General features: G+C 68.1%; 24 protein-coding genes and 1 pseudogene. 4 read left to right on the forward strand and 21 right to left on the reverse strand.

All coding sequences use genetic code 11. The annotated features are described in order from the left end of the window. Positions 1-472, forward strand: a pseudogene (locus NBRGI_RS32090) (4-hydroxyacetophenone monooxygenase); the annotation flags it as partial. Between the two features lie 57 nt (positions 473-529). Here NBRGI_RS32090 and NBRGI_RS45595 read toward each other — a convergent pair. After that, positions 530-1,507 carry an LGFP repeat-containing protein gene (locus tag NBRGI_RS45595; protein WP_081878321.1) on the reverse strand — a complete coding sequence of 326 codons (978 nt, stop codon included), beginning with the start codon at positions 1,505-1,507 and terminating at the stop codon, positions 530-532. A 61-nt stretch (positions 1,508-1,568) separates the two neighbouring features. Next, complete coding sequence (locus NBRGI_RS32100; protein WP_014984570.1) at positions 1,569-1,829, reverse strand: hypothetical protein; 261 nt, start codon at positions 1,827-1,829, stop codon at positions 1,569-1,571. An 891-nt stretch (positions 1,830-2,720) separates the two neighbouring features. On the opposite strand from NBRGI_RS32100, the gene NBRGI_RS32115 reads away from it, so the two are divergent. Beyond that, positions 2,721-3,848, forward strand: coding sequence for a serine hydrolase domain-containing protein (locus tag NBRGI_RS32115; RefSeq protein ID WP_235211167.1), 1,128 nt, complete (start codon positions 2,721-2,723; stop codon positions 3,846-3,848). 7 nt (positions 3,849-3,855) lie between these two features. Here the strand turns inward: NBRGI_RS32115 and NBRGI_RS32120 are convergent, their stop codons facing one another. Genes NBRGI_RS32120 through NBRGI_RS32130 form a run of 3 tightly spaced genes read right to left on the reverse strand, consistent with a single transcriptional unit; the run spans position 3,856 to position 7,241 of the window. Further along, positions 3,856-4,875 carry an SIS domain-containing protein gene (locus tag NBRGI_RS32120; RefSeq protein ID WP_200882255.1) on the reverse strand — a complete coding sequence of 340 codons (1,020 nt, stop codon included), beginning with the start codon at positions 4,873-4,875 and terminating at the stop codon, positions 3,856-3,858. Between the two features lie 51 nt (positions 4,876-4,926). Further along, positions 4,927-5,829 carry an N-acetylglucosamine kinase gene (locus NBRGI_RS32125; RefSeq protein WP_029900936.1) on the reverse strand — a complete coding sequence of 301 codons (903 nt, stop codon included), beginning with the start codon at positions 5,827-5,829 and terminating at the stop codon, positions 4,927-4,929. Beyond that, on the reverse strand, positions 5,826-7,241 hold the full coding sequence (locus NBRGI_RS32130; RefSeq protein WP_029900937.1) for a sugar porter family MFS transporter: 1,416 nt from the start codon (positions 7,239-7,241) through the stop codon (positions 5,826-5,828). The genes NBRGI_RS32125 and NBRGI_RS32130 overlap by 4 nt, the downstream gene beginning before the upstream one ends. A gap of 121 nt (positions 7,242-7,362) precedes the next feature. On the opposite strand from NBRGI_RS32130, the gene NBRGI_RS32135 reads away from it, so the two are divergent. Beyond that, a complete protein-coding gene (locus NBRGI_RS32135; RefSeq protein WP_029900938.1) occupies positions 7,363-8,088 on the forward strand; it encodes a GntR family transcriptional regulator in 726 nt (241 codons plus the stop codon). 106 nt (positions 8,089-8,194) lie between these two features. Here NBRGI_RS32135 and NBRGI_RS32140 read toward each other — a convergent pair whose 3' ends face one another. From NBRGI_RS32140 to NBRGI_RS32160, 5 genes are all read right to left on the reverse strand, one after another. Then, the gene (locus NBRGI_RS32140; RefSeq protein WP_029900939.1) at positions 8,195-8,575 is read right to left on the reverse strand and encodes a low affinity iron permease family protein; all 381 of its coding nucleotides are present in this window, start codon (positions 8,573-8,575) and stop codon (positions 8,195-8,197) included. A gap of 119 nt (positions 8,576-8,694) precedes the next feature. Then, on the reverse strand, positions 8,695-9,609 hold the full coding sequence (locus tag NBRGI_RS32145; RefSeq protein WP_029900940.1) for a bile acid:sodium symporter family protein: 915 nt from the start codon (positions 9,607-9,609) through the stop codon (positions 8,695-8,697). A 103-nt stretch (positions 9,610-9,712) separates the two neighbouring features. After that, positions 9,713-10,366, reverse strand: coding sequence for a hypothetical protein (locus NBRGI_RS32150; protein WP_029900941.1), 654 nt, complete (start codon positions 10,364-10,366; stop codon positions 9,713-9,715). A 15-nt stretch (positions 10,367-10,381) separates the two neighbouring features. Beyond that, on the reverse strand, positions 10,382-11,392 hold the full coding sequence (locus NBRGI_RS32155; RefSeq protein WP_029900942.1) for a hypothetical protein: 1,011 nt from the start codon (positions 11,390-11,392) through the stop codon (positions 10,382-10,384). A 159-nt stretch (positions 11,393-11,551) separates the two neighbouring features. Further along, complete coding sequence (locus NBRGI_RS32160) at positions 11,552-12,019, reverse strand: helix-turn-helix domain-containing protein (RefSeq protein WP_324192196.1); 468 nt, start codon at positions 12,017-12,019, stop codon at positions 11,552-11,554. Between the two features lie 396 nt (positions 12,020-12,415). Here NBRGI_RS32160 and NBRGI_RS32165 point away from each other — a divergent pair, with 396 nt between their 5' ends. Further along, entirely contained in the window at positions 12,416-13,258 is an 843-nt protein-coding gene (locus NBRGI_RS32165) for a MerR family transcriptional regulator (RefSeq protein WP_029900944.1), read from the forward strand. 56 nt (positions 13,259-13,314) lie between these two features. On the opposite strand, the gene NBRGI_RS32170 is transcribed toward NBRGI_RS32165, so the two are convergent. From NBRGI_RS32170 to NBRGI_RS32220, 11 genes are all read right to left on the reverse strand, one after another. Further along, the gene (locus NBRGI_RS32170; protein WP_029900945.1) at positions 13,315-13,800 is read right to left on the reverse strand and encodes a pyridoxamine 5'-phosphate oxidase family protein; all 486 of its coding nucleotides are present in this window, start codon (positions 13,798-13,800) and stop codon (positions 13,315-13,317) included. A 60-nt stretch (positions 13,801-13,860) separates the two neighbouring features. Beyond that, positions 13,861-15,321 (reverse strand): alpha/beta hydrolase, encoded by a 1,461-nt coding sequence (locus NBRGI_RS32175; RefSeq protein WP_029900946.1) that lies wholly within the window; start codon positions 15,319-15,321, stop codon positions 13,861-13,863. 172 nt (positions 15,322-15,493) lie between these two features. Continuing rightward, positions 15,494-16,114, reverse strand: coding sequence for a response regulator transcription factor (locus tag NBRGI_RS32180; RefSeq protein WP_029900947.1), 621 nt, complete (start codon positions 16,112-16,114; stop codon positions 15,494-15,496). Then, positions 16,111-17,244, reverse strand: coding sequence for a sensor histidine kinase (locus NBRGI_RS32185; protein ID WP_029900948.1), 1,134 nt, complete (start codon positions 17,242-17,244; stop codon positions 16,111-16,113). Before NBRGI_RS32185 ends, NBRGI_RS32180 begins: the two co-directional genes overlap by 4 nt. A gap of 5 nt (positions 17,245-17,249) precedes the next feature. Then, positions 17,250-18,065, reverse strand: a complete 816-nt coding sequence (locus NBRGI_RS32190; RefSeq protein WP_029900949.1) for an ABC transporter permease — start codon at positions 18,063-18,065, stop codon at positions 17,250-17,252. Then, positions 18,062-19,036, reverse strand: a complete 975-nt coding sequence (locus NBRGI_RS32195; RefSeq protein WP_051728192.1) for an ABC transporter ATP-binding protein — start codon at positions 19,034-19,036, stop codon at positions 18,062-18,064. Before NBRGI_RS32195 ends, NBRGI_RS32190 begins: the two co-directional genes overlap by 4 nt. Positions 19,037-19,196: 160 nt before the next feature. Next, the gene (locus NBRGI_RS32200) at positions 19,197-20,165 is read right to left on the reverse strand and encodes a hypothetical protein (RefSeq protein WP_148311027.1); all 969 of its coding nucleotides are present in this window, start codon (positions 20,163-20,165) and stop codon (positions 19,197-19,199) included. A 194-nt stretch (positions 20,166-20,359) separates the two neighbouring features. Then, on the reverse strand, positions 20,360-20,794 hold the full coding sequence (locus tag NBRGI_RS32205) for a VOC family protein (protein ID WP_051728193.1): 435 nt from the start codon (positions 20,792-20,794) through the stop codon (positions 20,360-20,362). A 12-nt stretch (positions 20,795-20,806) separates the two neighbouring features. Next, positions 20,807-21,151: an ArsR/SmtB family transcription factor gene (locus NBRGI_RS32210; RefSeq protein WP_029900953.1), complete on the reverse strand. Its 345-nt coding sequence runs from the start codon at positions 21,149-21,151 to the stop codon at positions 20,807-20,809. Next, a complete protein-coding gene (locus NBRGI_RS32215) occupies positions 21,138-21,572 on the reverse strand; it encodes an SRPBCC domain-containing protein (RefSeq protein ID WP_029900954.1) in 435 nt (144 codons plus the stop codon). The genes NBRGI_RS32210 and NBRGI_RS32215 overlap by 14 nt, the downstream gene beginning before the upstream one ends. Before the next feature lie 101 nt (positions 21,573-21,673). Further along, on the reverse strand, positions 21,674-23,875 hold the full coding sequence (locus NBRGI_RS32220; protein WP_036561718.1) for an MMPL family transporter: 2,202 nt from the start codon (positions 23,873-23,875) through the stop codon (positions 21,674-21,676). Between the last annotated feature and the right edge of the window lie 129 nt (positions 23,876-24,004).

Here is a 24,004-nt window from a genome sequence, read left to right on the forward strand (position 1 = left end):
TCGGTGCGCGACCGAACACATCGTCGGTCGCGACGGGCTCACCATTCAGGACGCCTGGCGCGACGGCATGCAGGCCTACCTCGGCATGACCGTGGCGGGCTTCCCGAACTTCTTCATGATCATGGGCCCGAACTCCGGTGGTGGCGCCCAGTCGATCGTGTTCCTCATCGAGGCTCAGGTCCGCTACATCGTGCAGTGCCTGCGGCTGATGCAGAGCCGGGGCGCCACCCGGATCGAGGTGAGCGGCGCGAAGCAGGACGAGTTCAACACCTGGTTGCACGGCAAACTCGACCGGTCCGTGTGGGTGTCCGGCGGTTGTCACAGCTGGTTCCTGGACCACACCGGCCACAACCGCCAGTCCTGGGCGGGCACCGGCACGAGCTACTGGCGTGCGACACGCAAGCCCGAACCCGCGGCCTTCGAGTTCGCCACCGCGGCTCGGGCCGACCTGGGCACGGCTGCGGCCGGGTAGCGAATACGTCTGGGCTCCCGGGGATTTCGTCCCCGGGAGCCCACGTCGTGCCTGCGATCAGGGATTGCGCGTGGTGCCCATACGGGTGTGCGCTTCCTCGGGGGTGGCGACATGCGATCCACCACGGGGACGCGCCGCGGCCGCGGTGCCCGCCGCGACCGGCGTGCCCCGGCCCCGCCCGGACGCGCTGTGGTTGGATCCGCCGCGGCCCACCATGGCCGCGAGCGCACCCGCGATGGCCGCGATCACCAGACCGATCGGCAGCGCCCACCACTTCGCGTTCGAACTCGACCCCGAATCGGAGTCGGACTTGGCTTCGGTCGCCGGCTCCGGATTACCGCCGGACACCACCGAACCCGGGGCCGCACCGGGCGCCGATACATCCAGTCCGCTCAACTGACCCGCGATCTCCGGCGGCACGGTGGTGAAACCGTCGGCCTTGCTCCAGCGGATCTGCACCGGATTGCCGTTCTGGCCGCTGAAGGTCTGGGTGTAGACGCCGTCGGCCACCGTGGTGTCGGAGGTGGGGCTACCCAGCGGACCGTCGGTCGCTTTCAGATGTGACCACGCCGTACGGATCGGGCCGCGCACCAGCCACGCGCCGTTCTGCGGGCTCCACTGGATGGTCGCGCCGTCCGCGGCGGAGAACTCGCTGTAGCGGGCGGTGCCCGCGACCGGGGCGTCGGACTCGTCGTTCACCGGGTAGCCGATGTCGGTGCTCGCACCGCCGAGCGCGAGATACTTGTCCAGGATCGCGCCGTACATCACCTTCGCGCCGGTCTCCGGCGAGTAGACGATCTTTCCGCCGCGATAATCCTGTGCGGCCCCGTCCGGCCCGAAAGCGTAGACGGCACCGACCTTTTCCCCGAGCGGCGTCGACGCGCCGCCCTTCTCCTCGTAGTGCGCGGTGATCGCGGCGTCCGCGTCGGCCGGTTGCGCACCGGCACTCGGGCTCAGCAGCACACCGGCGCCGAACGTCGCGATCAATCCGCCGGCGAACGCAACAGCGGATAGGGATTTCCTCAAGCTCTTCATCGAAAGACTCCTCACAAGGGGCGACAGGGCTAGCACTTGCAGGCAATCTCGAAGCTGTCGGTCAGCGAACTTCGCCGGCCTTCGGTTTGGTGGCCACGCCGATGATCGCGGACAGCACGGCGCCCACCACGCCGCCGCCGGCGACCTGGGCGAGGATCTGCCCGAAGTCCAGCCCGCTACCCGTCGCGGCCTGGATGATCCCGCCGGTGATGCCACCACCGACCGCACCCGCCGCACCGTTCACCACGGGGCCGAGCGGGTTCTTCGAACCACCGATCCCGCCACCGACCACCCCGCCCAGTAATCCCAGAAGCCATTCCATGGGTTTCCTCCTTCGCAATGCCACGGATGTTGCGTACATCGAGACAAACAGCAGTTGTGGAAATCATCGAGTTCTGGCGTCAAGACCCCATAGTGCCCCTTCGATCTACCCGGCATGATCGATTTCAATCGCAACCAGGTATTTACGCGGAAAATGCCGCCCTATGCGGCGGGAAGGCGTGGCGGCCGGTGAGCGAACGAGGAACCCGCAGGTAGAGACGCATCGACCGACCACCGTCGCGGCTGATCCCGGCGGCACCCAGAGGGCAGTGTCGGTGCCGCTTAACTCGTTTACAGAAACGCTAACATTTCTGGCCCGAATCGATTGCGCGCCATAAACTCTCAGACCCGACGGGTATTCGAGGGAAAGCAGCCGATGGGTAGACACCGCGCACCACGAAAGTCCGAAGTCACGTTGCAGTTCGCGGTGGTCTCCACCGCCGCCGTGCTCACCGCGCTGGTCTGCACCCACCGCGACGGACCGCCGGCCGGTCGCGCCGCGTCGAGCCAGGACCACACGACCTCGGGCCTGTCCGACCGCCCCCTCGTGCCCCCGCCGGTCAGCGGGCCGGAAGCCGTGCCGGAGCCGCCGATCTACGAGGCCCCACCCGCGCCGGTCGAACCGCCCGTCTCCCCCCTGGACCCCGCCCGCGGCCACCCCGCAGGCAGCCGAACCCGAGGCCCCGGCGCCGCGCGACGTCGTCGGCGGCATGACGGCGGCCTGGGTCTCCGGCACTCAGCAGGGCTACGACTGTCTCACCAAGATCGAACAGCACATCGCCGCGCACGTACGTTCGGTCATGGACCAGCGCCCCGTCTGATACTCCAGTGCGAGGCACCGTAGTACTGCGGTGCAATGTGCCTGCGGGCCTTGGGTTTCTACGGTCGGGCCATGTGGTTTCGAGCTTTCGCCCTCCCGATATGCGCCGTGTCGGTGCTGCTGTCCGCCTGCACGACGGCCTCGGTCGCGCCGGCCTCCGCGCCCGCACTCGCCGCCACCGGCGCGGACCGCGTGCGAGACGACCTCGACGCGATGATCGGTTCCGGCGCGGTCGGCGCCGTGGCCACGCTCACCGACAACGACGTCAGCACGGTCGTCACCGCCGGTGTCGCGGACATCGCGGCGAAGTCTGCGATCGGCACCGATCGCCCGCAGTACGTCCGGGTCGGCAGCGTCACCAAGACGTTCACCGCCGCGATCGTGTTGCAATTGGTCGCCGAACACCGCGTCGACCTCGATCAACCGATCGAGACATATCTACCGGGATTGCTCGCCGGGGACGGCATCGATGGTCGCGCCATAACCGTCCGCCAAATCCTCGGCCACCGCAGCGGACTGCCGCGACCGGCCGAATCCCCCGGCACCGACGAGTACACGGTGGCGCGCGAGGGCCGCACCTTCACTCCTGCGCAACAGATCGCCCTGGCCTCGGCGCATCCCGCGCGGTTCGCGCCGGGCACCCGATTCGAGTACACCAACACCAATTACATCGTCGCCGGGATGCTCATCGAAGCGGTGACCGGACACCGCTACGCCGACGAACTGCGTGACCGGATCCTGACGCCGCTGGGCATGTCGGAGACGTATATGCCTGCCACCGGCGAAACCGGTTTGCGCGCCCCGCATCCGAACGGCTACGCCACGATCGACGGCGTCGTCACCGACACGACCCGGGTGGAACCGTCGGCGCTGTGGACGTCGGGTGCGCTGGTCAGCACCGGCGCCGACCTGAACCGTTTCTACACCGCACTGCTGACCGCAGCGGTGGTCCCGCAGTCACTCCTGCCGCAGATGCTCGACGGCACGGACATGGGGTACGGCGATGGCATGTCCTACGGCCTCGGCGTCGGCTACACCCAACTCCCCTGCGGCACAAAGTATGTGGGCCATGTCGGTGGCATAGCGGGCTTCTCGACCATCGCCGGCGCCACCAACGGACGCGCGGTCACCATCGTCTACACCGGCACCCCCACGTCCGTCGACATCCGCGCCCTGCTCACCCACGCGCTGTGCGAGTGAAGGCGGCTCAGAGGGTTTCGGTCACCTTTTTCAGGCCGCGGGGGCGGTCCGGGTCGCCGCCGCGGGCGATCGCGAGGTGCAGGGCGAGCTGTTGCAGCGGCAGGATTTCCACGAGGGGTGACAGGGGTTCGGGGATGCCGGTCGGAAGAGTGACGCCGCCGGACAGTCCGGCCAGCGCGTCGGCCGTGCCGACACCGAATACGTCGGCGCGCAGCTCGGCGAGCCGGGACAGCACGGGCAGCATCGCCTGTCCGCCCGCGCCGTCCGGCACGATCGCCAGCACCGGCACCGACGGGTCGACGGTGGCCAGCGGGCCGTGCAACAGATCCGCACCGGAGAAGGCCTGCGCCGAAAGATACGACGTCTCCATCAGTTTCAGCGCCGCCTCGCGCGCGGTCGGATAGGAGTACCCGCGCGCGGAGGTGATGAGGCGCTGGGCGAACCGGTAGCGCTGGGCCACACCGGCCAGGGCGGCACCGGAATCGAGCACCCGGCTGCCCAGGCCGGGCAACTCGGCGGTGCCCGCGCCGTCGCCGCCCCGCGCGTAATCGAGCAGCAGATACAGCGCGAGCAGTTCCGCGGTGTAGGACTTGGTCGCCGCGACCGCGCGTTCCGGACCGGCCAGCACGTCGACGTGGATCTCGGCCGCAGCGGCCAGCGCGGAGGCCGGGTTGTTGGTGAGCGCCACGGTCAACGCGCCCTGGCGCCGTGCCACTTCCACCGACTGCACCAGATCGGGTGAGCCGCCGGACTGACTCACCGCGACGAACAGCACGTCACGCAGGTCGGGGGCGCTGTCGTAGATCGTCATGGTGGACGGCGAGACCAAGCCCGCGGGTAGCGCGTGCTGAATTTCCACCAGGTACTTGCCGTACAGCGCGGCGTGATCGCTCGTGCCGCGCGCGACGAACAGCACGAATCGTGGCTGGTACTGCGCGATTCGGGCGGCCGCGCGCCGGATGGCGTCGGTGCCCTCGGTGAGCAGCCGCTGCCACGCCGCGGGTTGTTCGGCAATCTCGCTCGCCATCAGGGCGCCGGGATTGTCCTGGTCGGTCATGTCACTCCTCGAAGTAGAAGGTTATCCGGGCAGGGCCGCCGCGCTGCGGGCCGGCAGTTGCCGCGCCAGCCGCACCGCGCCGTGCACCGGGTCGACGTCGAGCACGCGCACGTCGTCGAGTCCGCGCCCGGCGAGCGCGCGCCGTAACTCGGCTTGCAGCAGCGGCTGGTGCACCGCTAGCCCACCGGCCACGATCACCGGCCCGGGGTAGGACAGTCGGTCGGCGACGGTGCCGACCAGGTCGGTCAGATCGGCGACGGCCGCGGCCAGGATCTCCCGGCCGACCGGATCGCCGGTCGCCGCCAGCTCGATGACCACGCGGGCGCGCCGAGCCCAGTATCTGCGGTCGGTGTGGTCGTAGAAATGGTCGAGCAGTTGTTCGGTCGAGCGCAGCCCGCATTCGGCGGCCAGCGCCCGGCCCAGCGGGTCGGCGGGCTCGCCGCGGTCCACCGCCGCGAGGGCTCGGCACACCGCCTCGCGCGCCACCCAGTAGCCGCTGCCCTGATCACCCAGCAGGTAGCCCCAGCCGCCGGCGCGCGCGGTTCGGCCCGCGTGCCTGCCCCACGCCACCGAGCCGGTGCCCGAGATGAGCGCGATGCCTTCGTCGAGCCCCGCGGCCGCGAGGACGAGCTCACTGTCGTGCACCACCCGAATCATCGCATCGGGCAGGCGTTGCGCGAGCAGATCCTGCAGCCGCGCGCGACCTTCCGGGGTGTCGGCGCCCGCCGCGCCCGCGCACACGGCTCGGACCCCGTCGCCGCCGACACGCTCGAGGATCAGGTCGAGCTGATGACCGGCCGCGTCCGCGCCGACCGAGGCCACGTTGGCGCTGCCCGCCCGCGCCTGGGCGACCACCACTGCGTCCTCGGCTCGCACCGCCATCGTTTTCGAGCCGCCGATGTCCAAGCCCAATACCGCGGTCATGCGCGCACGTCCTGATCCCGCATGACCGCACGCCCGTCCGCGGGCCAGCGGCCGCCGTTGGCCCAGTAGTACTGGATCTCTTCGAGCTGGCGGCCCTTGGTCTCCGGCGCCAGCCGGTACACGAACCCGAAGCCGACGATCGCGAGCGCGCCGAATACCGCGAAAGTGCCTGCGCCACCCAGGGATTCGAGCATGGTCAGGAACGCACCCGCCACGATCGCGTTCGCGACGAGATCCGAGGTGAGCATCGCACTCGACCCGGTCGAACGCAGCCGCGCCGGGAAGCTCTCGCCCGCGTACACCCACACCAGCGCACCGAATCCGAAAGTGAAACCGACGGTGAACAGCAGCACGCCGACGAACCCGAGCACGGTCAGCACCCCGCCGAAATCGGAGCCGGCCACGAACACCGCGATGAGCAGCGCGTTGGCCGCGATCATCATGCCGATCCCGGACAGCAGAATCGGCCTGCGGCCCAGCCGATCGACGAGCACCAGCGCGACCAGCACCGCCGCCAAAGCGGCCACCTGCACCAGTGCGGGCAGCACGAGCAGGGCGAAGTGTCCGCGGAATCCCATCGCTTCGAACAGCCGGGGGCTGTAGTACACGATCGCGTTGATGCCGGTGATCTGGATGAAGAAGCCGAGCCCGACCACGAAGACCGTGGCCCGCAGGTACGGCTTGCGCAGCATCTCCCGCAGCGCGCCACCGGATTCCTCGCGCAGCCCGTGCTCGATCTCGGCGAGCTGGGCGTCGGCGTCGAGGTCCGGCTCGACGCGGCGCAGCACCTGACGAGCCTGCTCGATCCGGCCCTTCATCACATACCAGCGCGCGGTGTCGGGCAGCCGCAGCAGCAAGACGGTGGTGAGCACGGCGGGCACCGCCGCCAGACCGAGCATCCAGCGCCAGCTCTGCGTACCCGCCAGCAGATACGCCGCGAGGTACCCGATGATGATGCCGATCACCGTGGCGACCTGGTACGCCACCAGCAGCGCGCCGCGCACCCTGGTCGGCGCGGACTCCGCGACGAACACCGGCACCACGACCACGGAGATGCCGATCGTGATGCCCAGCGCGAGCCGCGCCGCCATCAGCATCGGCAAGGCCGTCGAACACGCGGCCAGCACCGCGAACGCGCCGTAGGTCGCGGCGACGAGCACCATCGACTTCTTGCGGCCGATCCGGTTGGCGAGCACGCCGCCCCCGATCGCGCCCGCGATCTCACCGATCACCACGGCCGTGGTCAGCAGTTCCTGCTGCCGCGTGGTCAACCCGAACTCGTCGGTGATGAACAGCAACGCGCCCGCGATGTTGGACAGGTCGTAGCCGTAGATCACCCCGACGCTGGCGGCGGCTACGCCGACCAGCACCCCCAACCGGGACGACGCCCGCAGCTCGGCCACGAACCCCATGTTTCTTCGCCTCTCACCGTTGATCAGGGAAGTAATTGGTGTACACCAATTTGCCGGTGACGAGATTGGCATACACCAATTCCGGCGTCAACTCCGGGGGCGGCGCGGTAGGTTCGGCGACATGGGCAACACCACCGGAACCGCGCCGGACACCACGCAGCAGCCGCGCTACTACGGCACCAAACTGGCGCTGCGCCAGCTCATCAGCACGCTGGAATCGTCCACCGCGCTCCCGCCCGAACGGGTGCTCGCCGAACAGCTCGCCACCTCGCGCACCACGCTGCGCAAGGCCCTCGCCGAACTCGCCGCCGAGGGGCTGCTGCGGCGGGTGCAGGGCAGCGGGACGTTCGTCGCGCCGCCCAAGGTGGTGCACCTGCAGCAGTTGACGTCGTTGACCGACGACCTCGACGCACAGGGGCTGCAAGTAGATTCGCGCATCCTGGAGCTGACCAAAGTGGCGGCGGACGAGGTGGTCGCCGGTCGGCTCGGGATCGCGCCCGGCACCCCGATCCATCGCCTCGAGCGCCTGCGCTCGGTCGACGGCGAGCCGCTGGCGATCGAGATCGCGCACCTCGCCGACAAGTTGCCGGACCTGCGCCGGCGGCTCGCCGACAAAGGCTCGCTCTACGCGACCCTGCGCGACTGCTACGGGATCGAGGTGGCCGGGGTGGAGGACACCGTCGAGACCGCGCTCACCACACCGGAGGAGGCGGCCCTGCTCGATGTCGCGGTCGGCTCTCCCACCCTGCTGATCCAGCGCCGCGCCTGCGATCCCGCGGACCGTCCCATCGAGTGGACCCGCTCGATCTATCGCGGCGACCGCTTCCGTTTTGTCGCCCGTACCTGATGCCGGCGCGGTTCGGTGGGCGGATTGGACACGGGACGCGCGCCCGGCACGGCGGCACGATGGTCGCCATCACGGAAATACGGCCGATGCGGCGCAGGCGTGCCGGTCAGGCCGATTCGCGGTTTTCCAGGCCGACCGCGTCGGCGAGTTCGCGGCGGTGGCGTTCGAGTTCCGGGTGATCGCCGCTGAATTCGCCCATGAAGTCGGCCAGCGCGTCGGCGATCGCATTGAGCTTCTGCTGCACCGCTTCATCCGAGCGCGACTGCGTGTTCTGCAGCAGCGCCACCAACAGGAACGTGATGATCGTGGTCGCGGTGTTGATCACCAACTGCCAGGTGTCGACGCTCGGCAGCACCAGGAACGTCGGCGCCCACAGCAGCACCAGCAGCACGCAGAACACGAAGAACCCCGCCTTCGCGGTGAGCGCCGCGGCCCCGGTGGCGAAGCGATCGAAGATCGTCAATTTCCCTCGCACGTCCGACGGCATAGTCCTACTGCCCCCACCACGTCGCGCTGTATCCCGCATGACTCATCCCATCCTCGAACACCGGTCACCCTCGGGTTAGCCCGGTTAAGCGCACGCAAACAGTGACGCGCACGGGCGGGTCAACGGGTGGTCTCGGCGGGGTCGCCACCACGGTCGACCGCGGCGGCGCGGGTGCGTTCGGGGTGTTTGCGGGTGACCAGCCAGCCGAAGCCCGCGGCGAGGGGGAAGATGGCGACGCCGTAGACGGCGGCGGGGATGGCCATTTCGGTGCTGCCCAGCACGCTGATGGCGATGGTGATGGCGATGACGCCGTTGTGGATGCCGACTTCCATCGAGCAGGCGATGGCCTGGCGGTCCTCGACGCCGAGCACGCGCGGAACGAGATACCCCACGGTCAGACTGATCAGGCAGAACAGGATCATGGCGACGCCGATGGCGCGGACATACGCCACGACATCGCCGCGCTGGTCGATGATCGTCGCGGTGATCACGAGCGTCAGCGTGAGCGCGGAACCGATCCGAACGGGCTTGTCCATCCGGTCCGCGAAACCGGGCGCGAACCGGCGCACCAGCATGCCGAGCATGACCGGAACGAGCACGATCGAGAACACCTGCACGGTCTTGCCGAACTGCAACCCCACCGTGCCCGACTCCCCCGGATCGAAATAGCCGAGGGCGAAGTTCGTCACCAACGGGACGGTGACCACCGCGATCACCGAATTCACCGCGGTGAGCGACACATTCAGCGCGACGTCGCCGTGGAAGAGATGGCTGAAAAGATTCGCCGCCGTGCCGCCCGGCGAAGCCGCGAGCAACATCACCCCCACCGCCAGATTCGGTGACGGATCGAACAGCAGCACCAGACCGAACGCGATCGACGGCAGCAACAGCAGCTGACAGGCCAGCGCGATGCTGACGACTTTGGGGTTCTTGGCGATTCGCGTGAAGTCGGGCACCGTGAGCGATAGCCCCAGCCCGAACATGATCACGATCAACACCAGGGGCAGACCCACGGAGACGAGCGGAGAGTCCATGGTGTCCTCCAATCGCAGTCACCGGCTTGTTCCGGCGCGCGCGGATGACTCCGAACCTGCCAGAAGTGTTCAGGGGAAGCAAGATAACGTCACGCCCATAGAACTACGGGCTCAGGCGGCCCCGCCCCAGAATCGGCGAAATCACCACGGTCATCACGAGAGCGCCGCCCGCGGTGAGAATTCCGACGACGATCGGCAGGACCGGAGAATCCAGCGCCACGTAGAGCGGTGAGCCGGGGGTGATCAATCCCCACACCGCGAAAGCAAAGGTGGCGGTGATGGTTTCGGCAGGCGGCGGGCGCCACCGCTGCCACCACGCGGACAGTTGCCGCCGCCGGACGTCCGGCAGCGGGCGATTCGGCGGGGCAGGCGGGCTCGCCGGCGCCGGTTGCCCGATCGGAGGGCCGACAGGCAGCGGCGGTCCGGCAGCGCCCACCTTGTCGAGCGCGAGACGACTCGCGACGGTGACCGCGACGAGCGTGGCGAGCAACGCGGCCGCGTAGATGAACCAGCGCAGCGGATAGTAGGAATCGTTGCTGTCCTTCTGTATTCCTTCGAGCAGGCCGACCAGCGCGGTGTAGAAGACGATGATGTCGGTCGGCACCGCGCGCGCCAGGACAGCCGTCCCGCTCTCGGCCTGCCTGCCCGGTCCACCCCCTTCAGTGGACGCGGGCGTCACCCCCGAACCCTTGGGCGAATCCGGGTGCGATACCGGATGCCGATCGACGGCGAGCTGGGCGATGGAGGCGATGGTCATGAGGAGTCCTCTGCGTCAAAGCGTGATGTGGCGGCCGAGACCGGAATTGAGACAGGAGGCCATGTCCTGCACGTATTGGTGCACCAGGCCAGGCTGATTCGGCCAGTAGGAGCCGCCGACGAAGTGCCCCAGCACCTTTCCGCTGTACGCGCCGCCGGTGCCGAGCACGAGCCCACCCGAGTCGCCTGGGCCGAGCAGGTAGGACGGGCCGATCTGCCAGCAGTCCGACCACTGCCGGGCGACGTCGCCGAGCTGGGTGAGCGCGCCGCTGACCTGGCCGGCGCGACTGCCCGAGGTTGCGCCATAGGCGGTCACGTCGATCGGCGCGTACGGTGGCCGCGGCGTCCCGGCGGGTCCGGTGTGGGTCACGCTGAGGATCTGGTCGCGCTGGTCGAGCAACTCCACCACGGCGTAGTCGTAGCCCGCGCCGCCGGTGACCGCGGGATCGGACCAGTGCGTCACGGTGCCGTCGATCCAGCTCGGTGTCGGCTGACCGGACGCGTAGATCTGCACCCGATCGCCGACCCCGGTGACAAGGTGACCCGCGGTGACGATCGCGGGCGTGTGCGTCGCGGTGCGGGTGCACGACACCCCGACGGTCGCGGTGCGGTTGGGTACCGCGTTCTCGCGTACCAGGTCTCGCAGCTGTACCTGCGCGGCCGCGGGCAGCGGACGGGTGGTGACGTCGATGAGCGTCGTCGGACCGATCCGCCACTCGATCAGCAGTCGCAGGGCGGGCGCATCCGCGAATTGCCGCCGCGCACGCGGGTCCACTCGCTGCAGCAAGTCGAACGCGGTATAGCGACCGACCGTGATTCCGCTGTCGGCGCCGAGCGCGTCGCATTCGACGAGCACGAGTTCGTTGTTCCATCGGCCACTCGGATCCGGCGCACTACCCACTCCCCAGACCAGTTGCGGGGTCCGGCCGTTCGCGACGGCAGCCAGATGGTCGCGATAACGGGCGGTCAGCACCTCGACATTGCGGCGCAGGGTTTCCGATTCCTCGTCGACCGGATTCCACCACATAGCCAACATCCCCAGTCGAATGACGCGATGATCCGTCTGCGCCGAGCCGTCGGCGGATCATCATGATACTTCCAAAACGCGCCGGTACAGCGGAAAAGCGGCCCGCAACGCCACCGGGGGCAAGAACCGGCACGCGCCCCGAAATCGCACCTGGTGCGCTCAGTCCAGATCTGCCGTGGCAGGCGCGTGCTCTTCGCTGATGCGCAGGCGTTCGGCCAGCGCGGTGAGCAGTTCCTGCGATTCGTCGGACAGGTCGGCGGCCAGATCGAGCAGTTTGCGCAGGCTCTCGTTACACAGGCCGGTGAGCAGCGGGCGATCGCCGGACGCCGCTACCGGCTCGACGCCGCCGTAGAAGTAGTCGAGCGGTACGCCGAAGAATGCCGACAGTGCGGCCAGCAATTGTTCGGACGGATTGCTCCGGACCCCTGAACGCAGTTGCGACAGATAAGAGTTGGATACCGGGCAACCGGCGGCCTGCAAGGCTGCGGCGACCCGCGCGTAGGTATAGGGCTTGCCGATCGGATCGCGCACCGTGTGGAACAGCGCGTCGAGCCGCGCGGCCAACGCGTCGGCCGTGTCGTCGCCGGTCCCCGGCGGGGCCGCTGCCTGTCCCGAAATCGTCTTCACCAGTTCACCCACCCCACAAGAGAGCGATCCAACCGTGCACGTAACTTTTCCCAGAACAGCAGACCGTCCATGATCTCCGCAATCACTCAGCTAACAATGTGATCGAGGTCACTCCGTTAGGTATTACCTTCAACCACAGCAGTTTTCACGTCCACACCTTCCGGCAGAACAAGAATCGAGGTGCGGCGGCCGCCTCCGATAGAGCCGTCGGCAATTCATCCCCGGGACCAAAGTCCCCGATCCGCCGCGCCACCTGCGCCTCACAGCGCACCAGAAAACTCTTCGACTCCAAGAAATCTCACCAATCTATATGCCCTGATCTGCTAAAACTGAAACACTATGAGTATTTACTAGAAGAGTGTTGACTAGCCGACTCGGCACTGCAACGCTGGACCCGTGCGAACGAAGAGCATCGACCTCACCGTGGAAGACCTGGCCGCGCGCGCCGGCGTGCCCACCAGCACCGTGCGGATGTATCAGTCGAAAGGACTGCTGCACGCGCCGCGCCGCGCCGGACGCACCGCGCGCTACGACAGCTCACACCTGCAACGGCTCGAATTGGTGCAGCGCCTACAGGATCGCGGTTTCTCGCTCACCTCCATCACCGAACTGCTCACGGCCCGCGAACAAGGCGCGACGGTGGCGGATCTACTCGCCCTACCCGGCGGCCCGGAGGACTGGGTACCGCTCGGCCTGCGCGAGATCCGGGTGATGATCAAGGCCAAGGATCTGCGACCCACCTTGCTGCGCAAGGCAACTCAGCTCGGGCTGGTCCGCTGGCGGCGCGGGCGCCCACAGGCCCGGCGCTGGGCGCTGACCAGCGGGATGCGGGTCGCCGACCTCGAAATCCCGCCCGCCGAGGTGCTCGACCAGGTGGTTCGGCTGCGCGCGCACACCGATCAGATCGCGGCCGACTTCGGCGATATCTTCGAACGCACCCTGTGGCCGCGCATCCAGGCCGACAGCACCGAAACCGACCAACTCGACCGAGTCCGTGCCCTGCTGGAGGAATTGACCGGCCTGGCCGAGGGCGTGGTGGTCAGCGCGTTGCGCGAGTCGGTGCGCCATCTCGCGGAAGAATTCGCCACCCGGCACGAATTGCTCCCCGCCGGAGGCGAACTCCCCGCCTGGCTGGACCGTCCGATCCCCGTGCTCAACGAGCGCCTCCTCGAACCCGCAAACGACGGCATCGAGGCGGTGGACAAATTCCTGGCCGCCGATCAATCTCCGGAGCAGTGATCAACAAGGTCAGGTAATCGACTGCGCCATAAGGCGACCCGCGTACCGAACGCGTGCTACGGCTTGCCCAACCGGGCGATGCGCGGCGTGAAGTTCGTCGGGAAACCCGCGCCGTCGAGCACCTGGATCCGCTCGGGATCCAAACGCAGCAGCGTGAACTGCGGGCTCTCCGGCCCGGCGGGGGCGAACATGCTCAGGTCGTAACCGACCGGCGGCGGTGTCGTCTGGAACAGATCCCACACCCGCCGCTTCTGCGCCACGTCGTCCACCCAGGTGGCCACGGCCTCACCCTGCACCACATGCTGGGCCGGGCTCCAATACGAAAATGCCACAACCGGATTGGCGGCCAAGTGCCGCGCCTTCACCGGCGTCTTGCCCGTCGCGACCCAGCCGATCGGACGACCGTCGCGCACCTCCCACAGCGGATGCAGGATCCGCGACCGCGGGCGGCCCTTGCCGTCCACCGAAGTGACTGTGCACCAGACGATCTCCTGCGTGAACCGAACGAAGTCGGCTTCGATCGCCTCGAATGTTTCTGCCATGCGGCACCTCCTCGGCTCGATCGTAATGCGGAGTCACGACAACTTCGGCCGGCGCTCGGCTCAGCGTTCGCCCGCCGGCTCCGCCGCGCAGGCCACGTCGTGCGCCGGCCGTTGCCCGGTGGTCAGGAACGCGGTGACGGCGTCGTTCAGACAGGTGTTGTCCTTGAACAGGTAGGCGAGGTGGCCACCCTGATCCGCGGTCACCAGCCGGGCACGGTCGCCGAAGGCCTGTTCGAGCTCGCGCGCGCCGGACAGCGGCGTCGCCGGATCCCGGAGATTCTGCACGATCAGCACATTCGAGGGCCCGCGGTCGCCGATCCGCACCGGCGGTTCCACCGGGTCGGACGGCCAGTACGCGCACGGCCAGACATTGGCCGCCGCCGCGCCGAACATCGGGTAGCGGACCCGGTCGATCGCGACATCGGCCTGATAGCTGAGATCCGAACGCGGCCAGGCGGTGTCGTTGCACAGCACGTGCAACTGGCTGGACAGGTAGTTGTCCACTTCGGGCGCCTCGGCGTCGACCGGCGGCGTTTCTTCGGCGGCGCCGGTACTCACGGTGCGCCACAACTCGGCCAGGGCCGGCAGGCTCTTGTCGTAGTAAAGCAAACTGAAGGTGGCTTGCCGGAACAGCGAACCGTAACCGCCGCCCGCTGGATTCGGTACCGCATCCAGCTGGGCCGCCAATTCGAAGTACTTCGCGGTGACCTGCTCGGGGGTGTTCCCGAGGCCGTATTCGGGATGGCTCGCCGCGAACGCGGCGAAATCCGGGAACCGATCCTGGAACCCCTCGCCCAGCCTGCGTGAGTGCAGGTTGTCGAAACCGCCCGGGCCGACGGCACTGTCGAGCACGACGCGGTCGGTGCGCTCCGGGAACAGCGACGCGTACACGGCACCGAGATAGGTGCCATAAGAGATCCCGTGATATGACACCGTCTCCTCCCCCAGCGCAGCCCGTATCCGGTCCATGTCGCGAGCGGTGTTCGCGGTGCTGATGAACGGCAGGGTCGCCGCGGATGCGGACGTAGCGCACTGCCGCGCAATATCTTTCGCTGCCGCAGCGCGCTGTGCGACGTCGATCGGATCTCGCGGGTAGGGCGGGATGTTGCTCGTGCGCTGTGTCGGAGACAGCGCACACGTGACCGGTGCGCTGTGGCCGACCCCGCGCGGATCGAAGCCGATCACGTCGTAGCGGTCGAGGATGCTCTGCGGCAGCCCTAGCTTTTTCAGGTCCGCGGGAAAACTCAGCCCCGCTCCACCGGGGCCGCCGGTGTTGGTCAGCAGCACGCCTCGGCGCTGGGCCGGGTCCGCACTGCGCAACCGGGAGATCGCGACCTCGATCTGCGGTCCGTCCGGGTTCCGATAGTCGAGCGGCACCTCGAGGACCGAGCATTGCAGGCCGGGTGCGGTGACGTCGGCCGGACAGGCGCCCCACGCCAAGCCGGGCGTAGCGGTAGCGACCGCGGGCGCCATCGAGACCGCCACGAGGGCGACGAGGACCGGCAACATGGCTTTTCGCATGGTTTCTCCTGATTCTGCACATCCGATCGGCGACACGGGGGCGCAAGACCACGGCGGCGGCGCCGATCCGCCCTATGCTGGGTCGTGCCGTGAGGCGTGGCGGCGTCCACACGGTGCACGGGGAAGCGACCCGCCCAGTAGTACTGCTGGGCGGGTCTTCCGCGCCCGGCCGCTAGATCCAGCCCTTCTCGCGGGCTTTGAGCGCCGCCTCATACCGGTTGGCGACCCCGAGTTTCGCCATCGCCGAAGACAAATAGTTGCGGGTGGTGCCCGGTGACAGGTGCGCGCGGCGCGCGATGTCCTCGACCGACGCGCCGTCGATGGCGTATTCGAGCACATCGGCCTCGCGCGCGGTGAGCAGTGTGTCGCCCGCGCTGATGGCTTCGGCGGCCAGTTCGGGATCGACATAGCGGCCGCCGCCGTGCACGGTGCGGATCACCGCCGCCAAGGTCGCGGCCGAGGTCGTTTTGGGCAGGAAGCCCCGCACGCCCGCGGCCAGTGCGCGTTTCAAATAGCCGGGCCTGCCGTGACTCGTGACGATCAAGGTGGCCGCGCCGGGTGTGAGGCGTTGCAGTTCGGTGGCGGTCTCGATGCCGTCGATGCCGGGCATCTGCAGATCGATCACGGCGACGGCGACCGGCGCGCCCGCCTCGCTGCGCCGCCGCCACGCGGCGAGGAGTTCTTCGCCGGAGCCGACATGGTCGATCACCTCGAGATCGGCTTCCAGGTCGAGCATGGTCGCCAGCGCGGCCCGGACGAGCGTTTCGTCGTCGGCGAGAAATACCGGAATCATTCTTTCTCCCAACGTATCTCGAGGAGGAACTGCTCGTCGGAGGCGTGCACGTCCAGGGTTGCGCCGATGGCCGCGAGCCGCTCGCCGACCCCGCGCAGCCCCGAACGCGCACCCGGCGCGCCGTGCGGACGGTCGTTGCGCAGCGACATTCCGGCGGCACCGAGCGCGAGCACCGCCGTGGTCGCCGCGGAGTGCTCCACGATATTCGTGGTGCCCTCCCGCACCACCCAGGCGGCGACCTCGTGGCAGCGCGCCGGAACGTTCGCCGGATCGCCTTCGACGTCCAGTCGGCAGCCCACCGCCGACAGCAGCGACCGCGCACCCGCCACCTCGTTCATCAAATCGATGCCGCGGTAGCCGCGGACCAGTTTGCGCATCTGGTCCATGGATTCGACGGCCAGTGTCCTGACCTCGTCCATCTCGGCGGCCGCCGGTTCGGCCTTGCCGGATCGGGAAAGCACCGCGGCGAGTTCGCTTTTCACCGCGATCGCGGAAAAGCTGCGGCCCACCACATCGTGCAGGTCCCGCGAGAAACGCAAACGCTCTTCGGCGACCTGCAATTCGGCTTCGACGCCCTTGGCCCGATCCAGCTCTTCGACCACGCGCAGGCCCCACAGTGTGAGCAATGTCGTTCCGACAAGGATGATTCCGGCGAGGTAGGTGCCGCCCGCGAAGCCGAGCATCGCCAGCGGCGACGATCCGTAGAGCAGCCCGGTGATCAGCGCGATCCCCAGGGTCGCCCACCATCTGTGCCGAATGAACGACACGAGCGAATAGGTGGCGAGGATGGCCGTGTAGAGCCCGGTCACCGCAGCCCGATCGGTGACGTCGTCGTCGGTGGCCAGGCGAGCGATCAGCGCGAATGTCAGCAGAATCCCGGTCAGCACCGCGACCGCCACCGGCAGGACCCACCGGCGCGAGACCCATCCGGCCGATCTGACGAACTCCGGCTGCACCTCCAGCGCCAGGATCGCCGTGACCCCGGCGGCCAGTATCCCCGCCACCGCCCAAGGCTCGCGCACGGTGAACGCCATCACCACGACCACCGCGGCCACGCTGGACTGCAGGGTGAGCCTGGTGTAGAGCCGGAACTTGTCCGGTCCGGACAGCTCGTGCCACCAGCTGCGCATCCGGTTCAACCGCGGTCGTCCCAGCGGAAGCTCTTGCGGGTCAGCGCGAGCGCCAGGACGGTCCATATCGCCAGTGTGGCAAACGGACGGCCGAGTTCGGCGCAGGTGCCCGCGAAGTCGAGCGCCGGATCGGTGGTGGCCGCAGTCGCCAACCGGCCCGACGCGCCGAGCGAAACCAGATCCGAGACGGCCGCGAACGGCGTCCAGTCGGCCAGGTCGGCCAGCCGGTCCGGCAATACCTTCCGGATGGACGCGAGGCCGAGCATCGCGATCGTCATCACCGGCAGCGAGGTGATCTGCGCGGCCTCGGCATTCTTCGTCACGGCGCTGGTCGCCAGTGCGAGCAGGGAGAACAGCACGATCCCGCCGAGCAGCGCCAGCACGATCGCGGCCGGGTTGACCGCAGCGGGCGCGCCGGTGCCGTACACCACCGCGGCGACGACCACCGTGCAGGCCAGCGTCGCGAGCGCACCGGGAACGGCCGGGGCGAGCATGATCTGCCAGTCCGCGGACTCACCGGTGCGCAACCGTTTCAGCACACCTTCGCTGCGCCGGGTCGTCACCATCGACAGCACCGAGTAGTACTGCACGAACAGCAGGGCCGACAGCGCGAGCAGTTCGAACGTCACCGCCGCCGTGGACGTGGTCGGCGCGGTGTCCTTGATCGCGATGAAGTACAGCGCCAGCGGTATGCCGACCGGGAACAGCGTCGCCAGATACATCAGCGTCTTGTTCCGCCGGAATTGCAGACACTCCGCTTTCGCGAGCGCGGCCAGCGGGCGCCGGCGAAACGTGGTGTCGGTGGATGTCAGGGTGGTCATCGGGCTGCTCCGATCAGTTCGGGGGTCGCGGCGGCGACCGGTTCGTCGGCGATGTCGAGGAACACCGATTCGAGGGAGGCGGCGCGGGCCTCCAGGCCGCCCAGCTGCAAGCCGTGCGCCCGCGCCCAGCCGAGCAGTTCGAACAGATGCCCCTGCAGATCGTGCGTGGTGACGGTGACGCGAGCCTGCGCGTCGAGCTGCGCGCCGGGCAACGGCGGCAACGGCAGGCCGGGGTGATCGAAGACGATCCGCGCCGGATGACCGTCGACGATCTCGCGCAGGGTGCCAGCCCGCGCGACCGCACCCTTGTGCATGATCGCGATCCGGTCGGCCAGCGCCTCCGCCTCGTCCAGGTAGTGCGTGGTGAGCACCATGGTCACGCCGGACGCTTTCAGATCGGCGAGCAATTTCCAAGTGCCCCGGCGACTTTCGGGATCGAGTCCGGTGGTCGGCTCGTCCAGGAACAGCAGTCGCGGCTGTCCCAGCAGCGCACACGCCAGATCGACGCGGCGCTGCTCACCGCCCGAGAGCGAACCGACCCGGACATCGGCCCGGTCCGCGAGATCGACCAGGTCGAGCACCGTGGCGCTGGTCGTCGGGTTGGTGCACGTCCCGCGCCACATCTCCAGCGTTTCGCGAACGGTCAGCTCGGCGGGCAACCCACCCGACTGCAACATGATGCCGACCTGTGCGCGCACCTGCGCCCGGTCCCGGCGCGGATCGAGGCCGAAAACCTCCACGACACCGTCGGACGGCGCGGCCAGCCCCTCCAACATGTCGAGCGTCGACGTCTTACCGGCGCCGTTGGTGCCCAGCAGGGCGAAGACCTCCCCCTCGGCGACACGCAGATCCACCCCCTTGACCGCCTCGAACGCATTCTTCCCGTGACCATAGCTGCGGCGCAGTCCCCGGGCGGCGATGACCTCGTCATTGCGCCGCCCCGGCTGCGCCCCGAACGTTGCACTATTCATGCCTTCAACGATCGCGAACCCAGCCCACCCCCAGTAGTAAGCCCAGTCACCGAATCCCGTGCAATCCCACACGAACCCGCCATGACAAATGTCATCGGGCGTCGCGCGAGCAGGAACTCCGATCAGGACGCCTTCGGCTGTTGTCGGGTCAGGCCTTCGGTCATCTGGTGCATTTGCCATAGCGATCTACGAAGGGCTGTTCGGCTGGGCTGGGTGGGCGGTCGGTGTATTGGCAACCGCCGATGGTTACCCGCAGCCCATGATCGGGGTCGTAGCTTCCGGGGCCGTCGAGGCGGTCTGTGGTGGCGAAGTAGTCGACATCGGGCGCACCGAGCTCTGTCGCGATCGGGATGTGCTGCTCGGTCAGCCGCTTCACGTCAGCGAAGTCCTCGGACCGCAGTCGCACGACAACGGAAGGGCGCATCGGGTAGGGACGTCCCTCGGTCATGGTCGTCATCTGTACGCTGTGCGGCACGGATTGGTCCTGATTGAGCCGGTCCCACACCGAGAGCTCCCTCTCGCTGGGATACCGGTTGTCCACCCGCAATAGCCCACCCGGCCGGCCCCACGCTCCGACCTCCCATGCGACATCCGCGAAGTCAGGGAACTCCGCCATCACACGCCGGTACGTTTCGCTCACCGCACGAAAGTCCTCGGCTTCCGGCCGCACTGAAATATCACCCAAACCGGTGTATCCCTTTTGCACGAGATCGCCGGGGCCGAAGGCGTCGCAACAGAACTCGGCCCACTGGTAAGTCCACACCACCTCGTCCCGGGGGAACGCTCGGCTCACACTGTGCCACTGCGCGGCGCGCTCAGGTGCGGTCGCCAACCCGTCCCGGCCCGCCTTGAACGAGCTGCTCCCCTCGTGCCAACGGAGCTCGATGTCCACCCGCCGCCGCGGCAACTTCGCTGTGGCCGCTATTTGCGCACCGAAAGCCTCGATCACCGCTGTGGTCTGCTGGGCCGACGCGTCCCCGGTCAGCACGACCACGGTCGAGAAATTCTCCTCGATCTCGGTCGAAACCTGCTGCACGCCGGGCAGTCCGGCGAGCGCAGCCACCATGTCCTTCTGCTCCTGCGTTTCTACGCTGCACGCGCAAAGCAAGACGCCGACCAGCGCCATCACGGCCCACTGCCACCGCCGTCGCCCTGTACGGTCGCGCACCGCCGCGACCACGGAAGAAACGGAGTCCCGCCGGACGGGTCGACACTCCGAATAACGAACAGGCACCGTACAACTGGGCCCCAGGTAGATCATCCAGCGAAGATAGCGACATCGCGACGAACTCGCATGCCCCTGAACTATCGGGGCAGCAGCGCTCAGCTTGTCGGCGGACGCAGCGTGGCCACGTTGCGGGTACTGGAAGATCCGCTCGTCTCCGGCAGGCGCACGATGTGCGGGACGCCGACCGGGTTGCTGATCCAGTGGGCGTCCATGCCCGCAGGCAGCGGTTCCAGCTCGTCCTGCACGGCTACGCCCTGGGTGACAAGGTATTCGGTCGCGCGGTCGACGTCGTCGGTGAACAGTTCCAACCACAGGTCGGCGTGGGCGTAGTTGTCGACACGGTCGAGCCACAGGGTCACGGGCCCGAACCGTACTGCGGCGCTTCGGATCACGCCCTCGGTGACGGGATCGCTGCTGTCGTCGGTTACCTCCATGCCCAGAACGTCGCGGTAGAAGGCGACGGTCCGGTCGAACTGAGCCTTGGGGAGTTTCATGGCGATGTTGTGTCCACCGCGGAAAAGGGGCGTCATGGTGCTGTTCTCCTATATCCGATCGAGGTGATCGTGCAGCGCGCTCAGGCGGCTGTCCCAGGTGTGCGCGAGCGCGGCGAGAAACGACTGGGCCACGGCCATCGGCCGAGTGTGCAACCGGTAGCGGATCCGGCGTCGCTCGCCGGGTTCGGCGCGGACGAGTTCGGCCTCGGCGAGCAGGCCGAGATGTTTGGTGATCGCCTGGCGCGAAATGGGCAGGCGGGCAGCCAGATCGGTCGCGGTCGCGGGGCCGCGCGCGGCGAGTTCGGCGAGCAGCGACCGACGCGTCGGGTCAGCCAGGGCGGTGAATACCGCCTGGGCGATCAGCTCGGTTTCGAGATCGTCAGGCCGCGGCATCGAGGTACTCGGTCAGCTCGGTCAGTTCCGTCACCCACCCCTCGACGTTGCCGTCGTACGCGCCGGACAGAGCTTCGGGCAGCTGGGCAAAGCCGGTTTCGGTCACCGTGAGCCGGGTGCCGTTCGGCGTCGGGGCCAGCGCGAATTCCACGTGTGTCCGGCGCGGATCACCGCTCGGCAACCCTTCGATCGCCCAGGTGAACGAGAACCGGCGGGGCGGCTCGACGTGCTGGATCCACAGGGTGTGCGGTCCGTCTGCCGCCCACCACACCCGCGCTGTGCTGCCGGGACGCAACTCGTCGATTTCGGCCCGGGATCCGAACCAGCCACCGAGTCCTTCCGGCGTGGTCAGGGCATGCCACACCTTCTCGGGAGGATGCTGCAGTTCGAGAACACGCTCGATGCGATCAGGCAGGGGCATCACAGTCTCCAGATATAGCAACTAATAGGTTGCCATACTGTATCGCAACCAAAGTGTTGCAACAAGCGGAGAAGGGCAGCGAGCGGGTGCCGTGCACAGACTCAGCTGCGGTCGTCTGCGACGGTGAGGATCTTCTCTTCAGGGATCGTGTTGCGGGGCAACGCTTTCGAAGCCCGATCGGGAGGCCACCAGCAGAGATCGCCCAGCAGTTTCATGGCGGCGGGGACCAGCAGCAGGCGGAGGATGGTGGCATCGATGAGCAGCGCCGTGACCAAACCCAGGGCGATGTATTGCATCATGACGAGGTCGGAGAGGGCGAAGACACCGGTGACCACGACGAGAATGGCGGCGGCCGCGGTGATGATGCGGCCGGTGTGCGCGACGCCGGTGCGGATCGCGTCGGCGGTGGACTCCCCCGCGCGCCGTGCCTCCACGATGCGAGCCAGCAGGAAGACCTCATAATCAGTGGACAGACCGTAGATTACGGCGACGATCAGCATCAGGACCAGCGGCATGATCGGCTGCGCGGTGAAGCCCAGCACACCGGACCCGTGTCCTTCGACGAAGACCCAGGTGAGGACACCGATGGTGGCGCCGAGGCCGAGCAGGTTCAGGGCCGCGGCCTTGAGTGGCAGTACCAGCGAGCGAAAGGTCAGCCATAGCAGCGCGGTCGTCGCGAGGAACACCAGTGTGAGCACGATCGGTAACCGGTGCAGCAGCGCGTCGATACTGTCGCGCTGCGCGGCCGGCTGACCACCCACCAGTAGCGTTGTCCCGCTGGGCAATTCCATCGAGCGCAGATAGTTGATCGCCGCGTCGGCCTGGTCCGAGCCCGCCAGGACGGTGTCGGTGGTGTAGACGAACGGGTCGGCCGGGCCCGGTAGCGGTGCGGGGAACGGCGCGGCCAGACCCGGTGCCCGATTCGCCCGCGCGAGTACCGTGTCGATGTCCGCGGTGCGGTAGGTGATCATGACCAGCTGGATCGGATCGATCCGTCGCAGCGGAAAGATCTCGTCGAAGTGCTGCTGCGCCAGCCGAGTCGGGTCCGTCGGCGGCAGGAACTTCTCGGTGATCCCACCGAACGTCGCGTGTTGCACGGGGGCGACGAGCAGCAGCAGCCCGGCACACACCGACACCGCGACCAAGAGCGGCCTTTTCATGACAGCCCCGGCAATCCGCCCCCAAATATTGTGCCGCACATCGTCTCCGGTACTGGCCCGGCGAAACCGGGCGAACCCCAGCGCATCCACCCGCCGACCGAGCAGCGCGAGCAATGCGGGCAGCACCGTGAGCGCGGTCAGCGCCGCCAGCGTGACGGTGACCATCGCGCCGTAGGCGAACGAGCGCAGAAATCCCTGAGGGAACAGCAGGATCCCCGCCGCCGCGGCCACTACGACGGTCGCCGAGCAGGCCACCGTCCGACCGGCCGTCGGCACCGTCCGCCGGACCGCCGCCGGACCGTCGTGCCCCGCGGCCAGTTCGTCCCGGAACCGGCTCACGATGAACAACCCGTAGTCGATGGCCAGACCCAGTCCGATCATCGAAACCACTGGCGAAACAAACGAATTCACCTCGACCACGGCGGTGATCCCGCGGATCGCCCCCCAGGCCGCGAGCACGGTCAGGCCGCCGACCACGAGCGGCAACGCCGCCGCGACCACGCCACCGAAGAGGAACAACAGCAGCACCGCGACGATCGGGATCGCGATCAACTCCAGCCGCCGCTGGTCGCGCACCATGGTGTCGTTGAGCGCGCCAGCGACGGCTTGCCCGCCCGCGACCTCCATGTCGACGCCCGGAATGTCCAGTCGTCCAGCCACTTTGCCGTAGTTGCGCAGCAGCGTGGTGTCGTCGCCGCCGCGCACCGCGACGGATGCGAAAGCGTGCGTGCGGTCCGCGGAACCGAACAGATCCGGCAGTGTCAGGCCGGTTTCGGTCGGCCAGTACGCGCCGTTGATCTTCGCGATCTCGTCCGGGAAGCGCCGCGGCAGCTCGTTCAGTCCCGCGACGATCGCACCGGCGAACACGGGATCATCGATCGTCTTTCCGGCGGGCGCGTGGAACAGCAGCAGGAGATCACCGCTGTGGTCACGGCCGAAGACCTCGTCCCGCAGCCGGGTGGCCTGTGCGGATTCCGAGGTCGGATCGTCCCAGCCGCGCGCGCTCAGTTCGTCGCCGAGCCCGAGACCGTACGCACCCAGCGCGAGCATGGCGAAAACGACGACGCCGAGCACCGCGAAGCGCCGTCGGACGACGAAATCTGCCCACTGTCCGAAATCGGCGAACAAACGCCGCCTCCTCATCTGCGCGTGAATTGTCCGACTCGACGAAGCCGCTTGGAACGTACCAATAGCCACGCGTCCCGACCACAGAACAGGCCGGAGTTCCGACAGTGCACAATTCTCTCTCCGGACTCCTGTGACCCGTACCTA

Origin of the sequence: Nocardia brasiliensis IFM 10847 (genome assembly GCF_000710915.1) — a bacterium.
In the GTDB taxonomy this organism is placed as follows: domain Bacteria; phylum Actinomycetota; class Actinomycetes; order Mycobacteriales; family Mycobacteriaceae; genus Nocardia; species Nocardia brasiliensis_A.

What these genes read in the sequence shown, in the direction of transcription:
- NBRGI_RS45595 (WP_081878321.1), bottom strand. Translation starts at nt 1,507, where the DNA reads ATGAAGAGCTTGAGGAAATCCCTATCCGCTGTTGCGTTCGCCGGCGGA.
- NBRGI_RS32100 (WP_014984570.1), bottom strand. Translation starts at nt 1,829, where the DNA reads ATGGAATGGCTTCTGGGATTACTGGGCGGGGTGGTCGGTGGCGGGATC.
- NBRGI_RS32115 (WP_235211167.1), top strand. Translation starts at nt 2,721, where the DNA reads ATGTGGTTTCGAGCTTTCGCCCTCCCGATATGCGCCGTGTCGGTGCTG.
- NBRGI_RS32120 (WP_200882255.1), bottom strand. Translation starts at nt 4,875, where the DNA reads ATGGCGAGCGAGATTGCCGAACAACCCGCGGCGTGGCAGCGGCTGCTC.
- NBRGI_RS32125 (WP_029900936.1), bottom strand. Translation starts at nt 5,829, where the DNA reads ATGACCGCGGTATTGGGCTTGGACATCGGCGGCTCGAAAACGATGGCG.
- NBRGI_RS32130 (WP_029900937.1), bottom strand. Translation starts at nt 7,241, where the DNA reads ATGGGGTTCGTGGCCGAGCTGCGGGCGTCGTCCCGGTTGGGGGTGCTG.
- NBRGI_RS32135 (WP_029900938.1), top strand. Translation starts at nt 7,363, where the DNA reads ATGGGCAACACCACCGGAACCGCGCCGGACACCACGCAGCAGCCGCGC.
- NBRGI_RS32140 (WP_029900939.1), bottom strand. Translation starts at nt 8,575, where the DNA reads ATGCCGTCGGACGTGCGAGGGAAATTGACGATCTTCGATCGCTTCGCC.
- NBRGI_RS32145 (WP_029900940.1), bottom strand. Translation starts at nt 9,609, where the DNA reads ATGGACTCTCCGCTCGTCTCCGTGGGTCTGCCCCTGGTGTTGATCGTG.
- NBRGI_RS32150 (WP_029900941.1), bottom strand. Translation starts at nt 10,366, where the DNA reads ATGACCATCGCCTCCATCGCCCAGCTCGCCGTCGATCGGCATCCGGTA.
- NBRGI_RS32155 (WP_029900942.1), bottom strand. Translation starts at nt 11,392, where the DNA reads ATGTGGTGGAATCCGGTCGACGAGGAATCGGAAACCCTGCGCCGCAAT.
- NBRGI_RS32170 (WP_029900945.1), bottom strand. Translation starts at nt 13,800, where the DNA reads ATGGCAGAAACATTCGAGGCGATCGAAGCCGACTTCGTTCGGTTCACG.
- NBRGI_RS32175 (WP_029900946.1), bottom strand. Translation starts at nt 15,321, where the DNA reads ATGCGAAAAGCCATGTTGCCGGTCCTCGTCGCCCTCGTGGCGGTCTCG.
- NBRGI_RS32180 (WP_029900947.1), bottom strand. Translation starts at nt 16,114, where the DNA reads ATGATTCCGGTATTTCTCGCCGACGACGAAACGCTCGTCCGGGCCGCG.
- NBRGI_RS32185 (WP_029900948.1), bottom strand. Translation starts at nt 17,244, where the DNA reads ATGCGCAGCTGGTGGCACGAGCTGTCCGGACCGGACAAGTTCCGGCTC.
- NBRGI_RS32190 (WP_029900949.1), bottom strand. Translation starts at nt 18,065, where the DNA reads ATGACCACCCTGACATCCACCGACACCACGTTTCGCCGGCGCCCGCTG.
- NBRGI_RS32195 (WP_051728192.1), bottom strand. Translation starts at nt 19,036, where the DNA reads ATGAATAGTGCAACGTTCGGGGCGCAGCCGGGGCGGCGCAATGACGAG.
- NBRGI_RS32205 (WP_051728193.1), bottom strand. Translation starts at nt 20,794, where the DNA reads ATGACGCCCCTTTTCCGCGGTGGACACAACATCGCCATGAAACTCCCC.
- NBRGI_RS32210 (WP_029900953.1), bottom strand. Translation starts at nt 21,151, where the DNA reads ATGCCGCGGCCTGACGATCTCGAAACCGAGCTGATCGCCCAGGCGGTA.
- NBRGI_RS32215 (WP_029900954.1), bottom strand. Translation starts at nt 21,572, where the DNA reads ATGCCCCTGCCTGATCGCATCGAGCGTGTTCTCGAACTGCAGCATCCT.
- NBRGI_RS32220 (WP_036561718.1), bottom strand. Translation starts at nt 23,875, where the DNA reads ATGAGGAGGCGGCGTTTGTTCGCCGATTTCGGACAGTGGGCAGATTTC.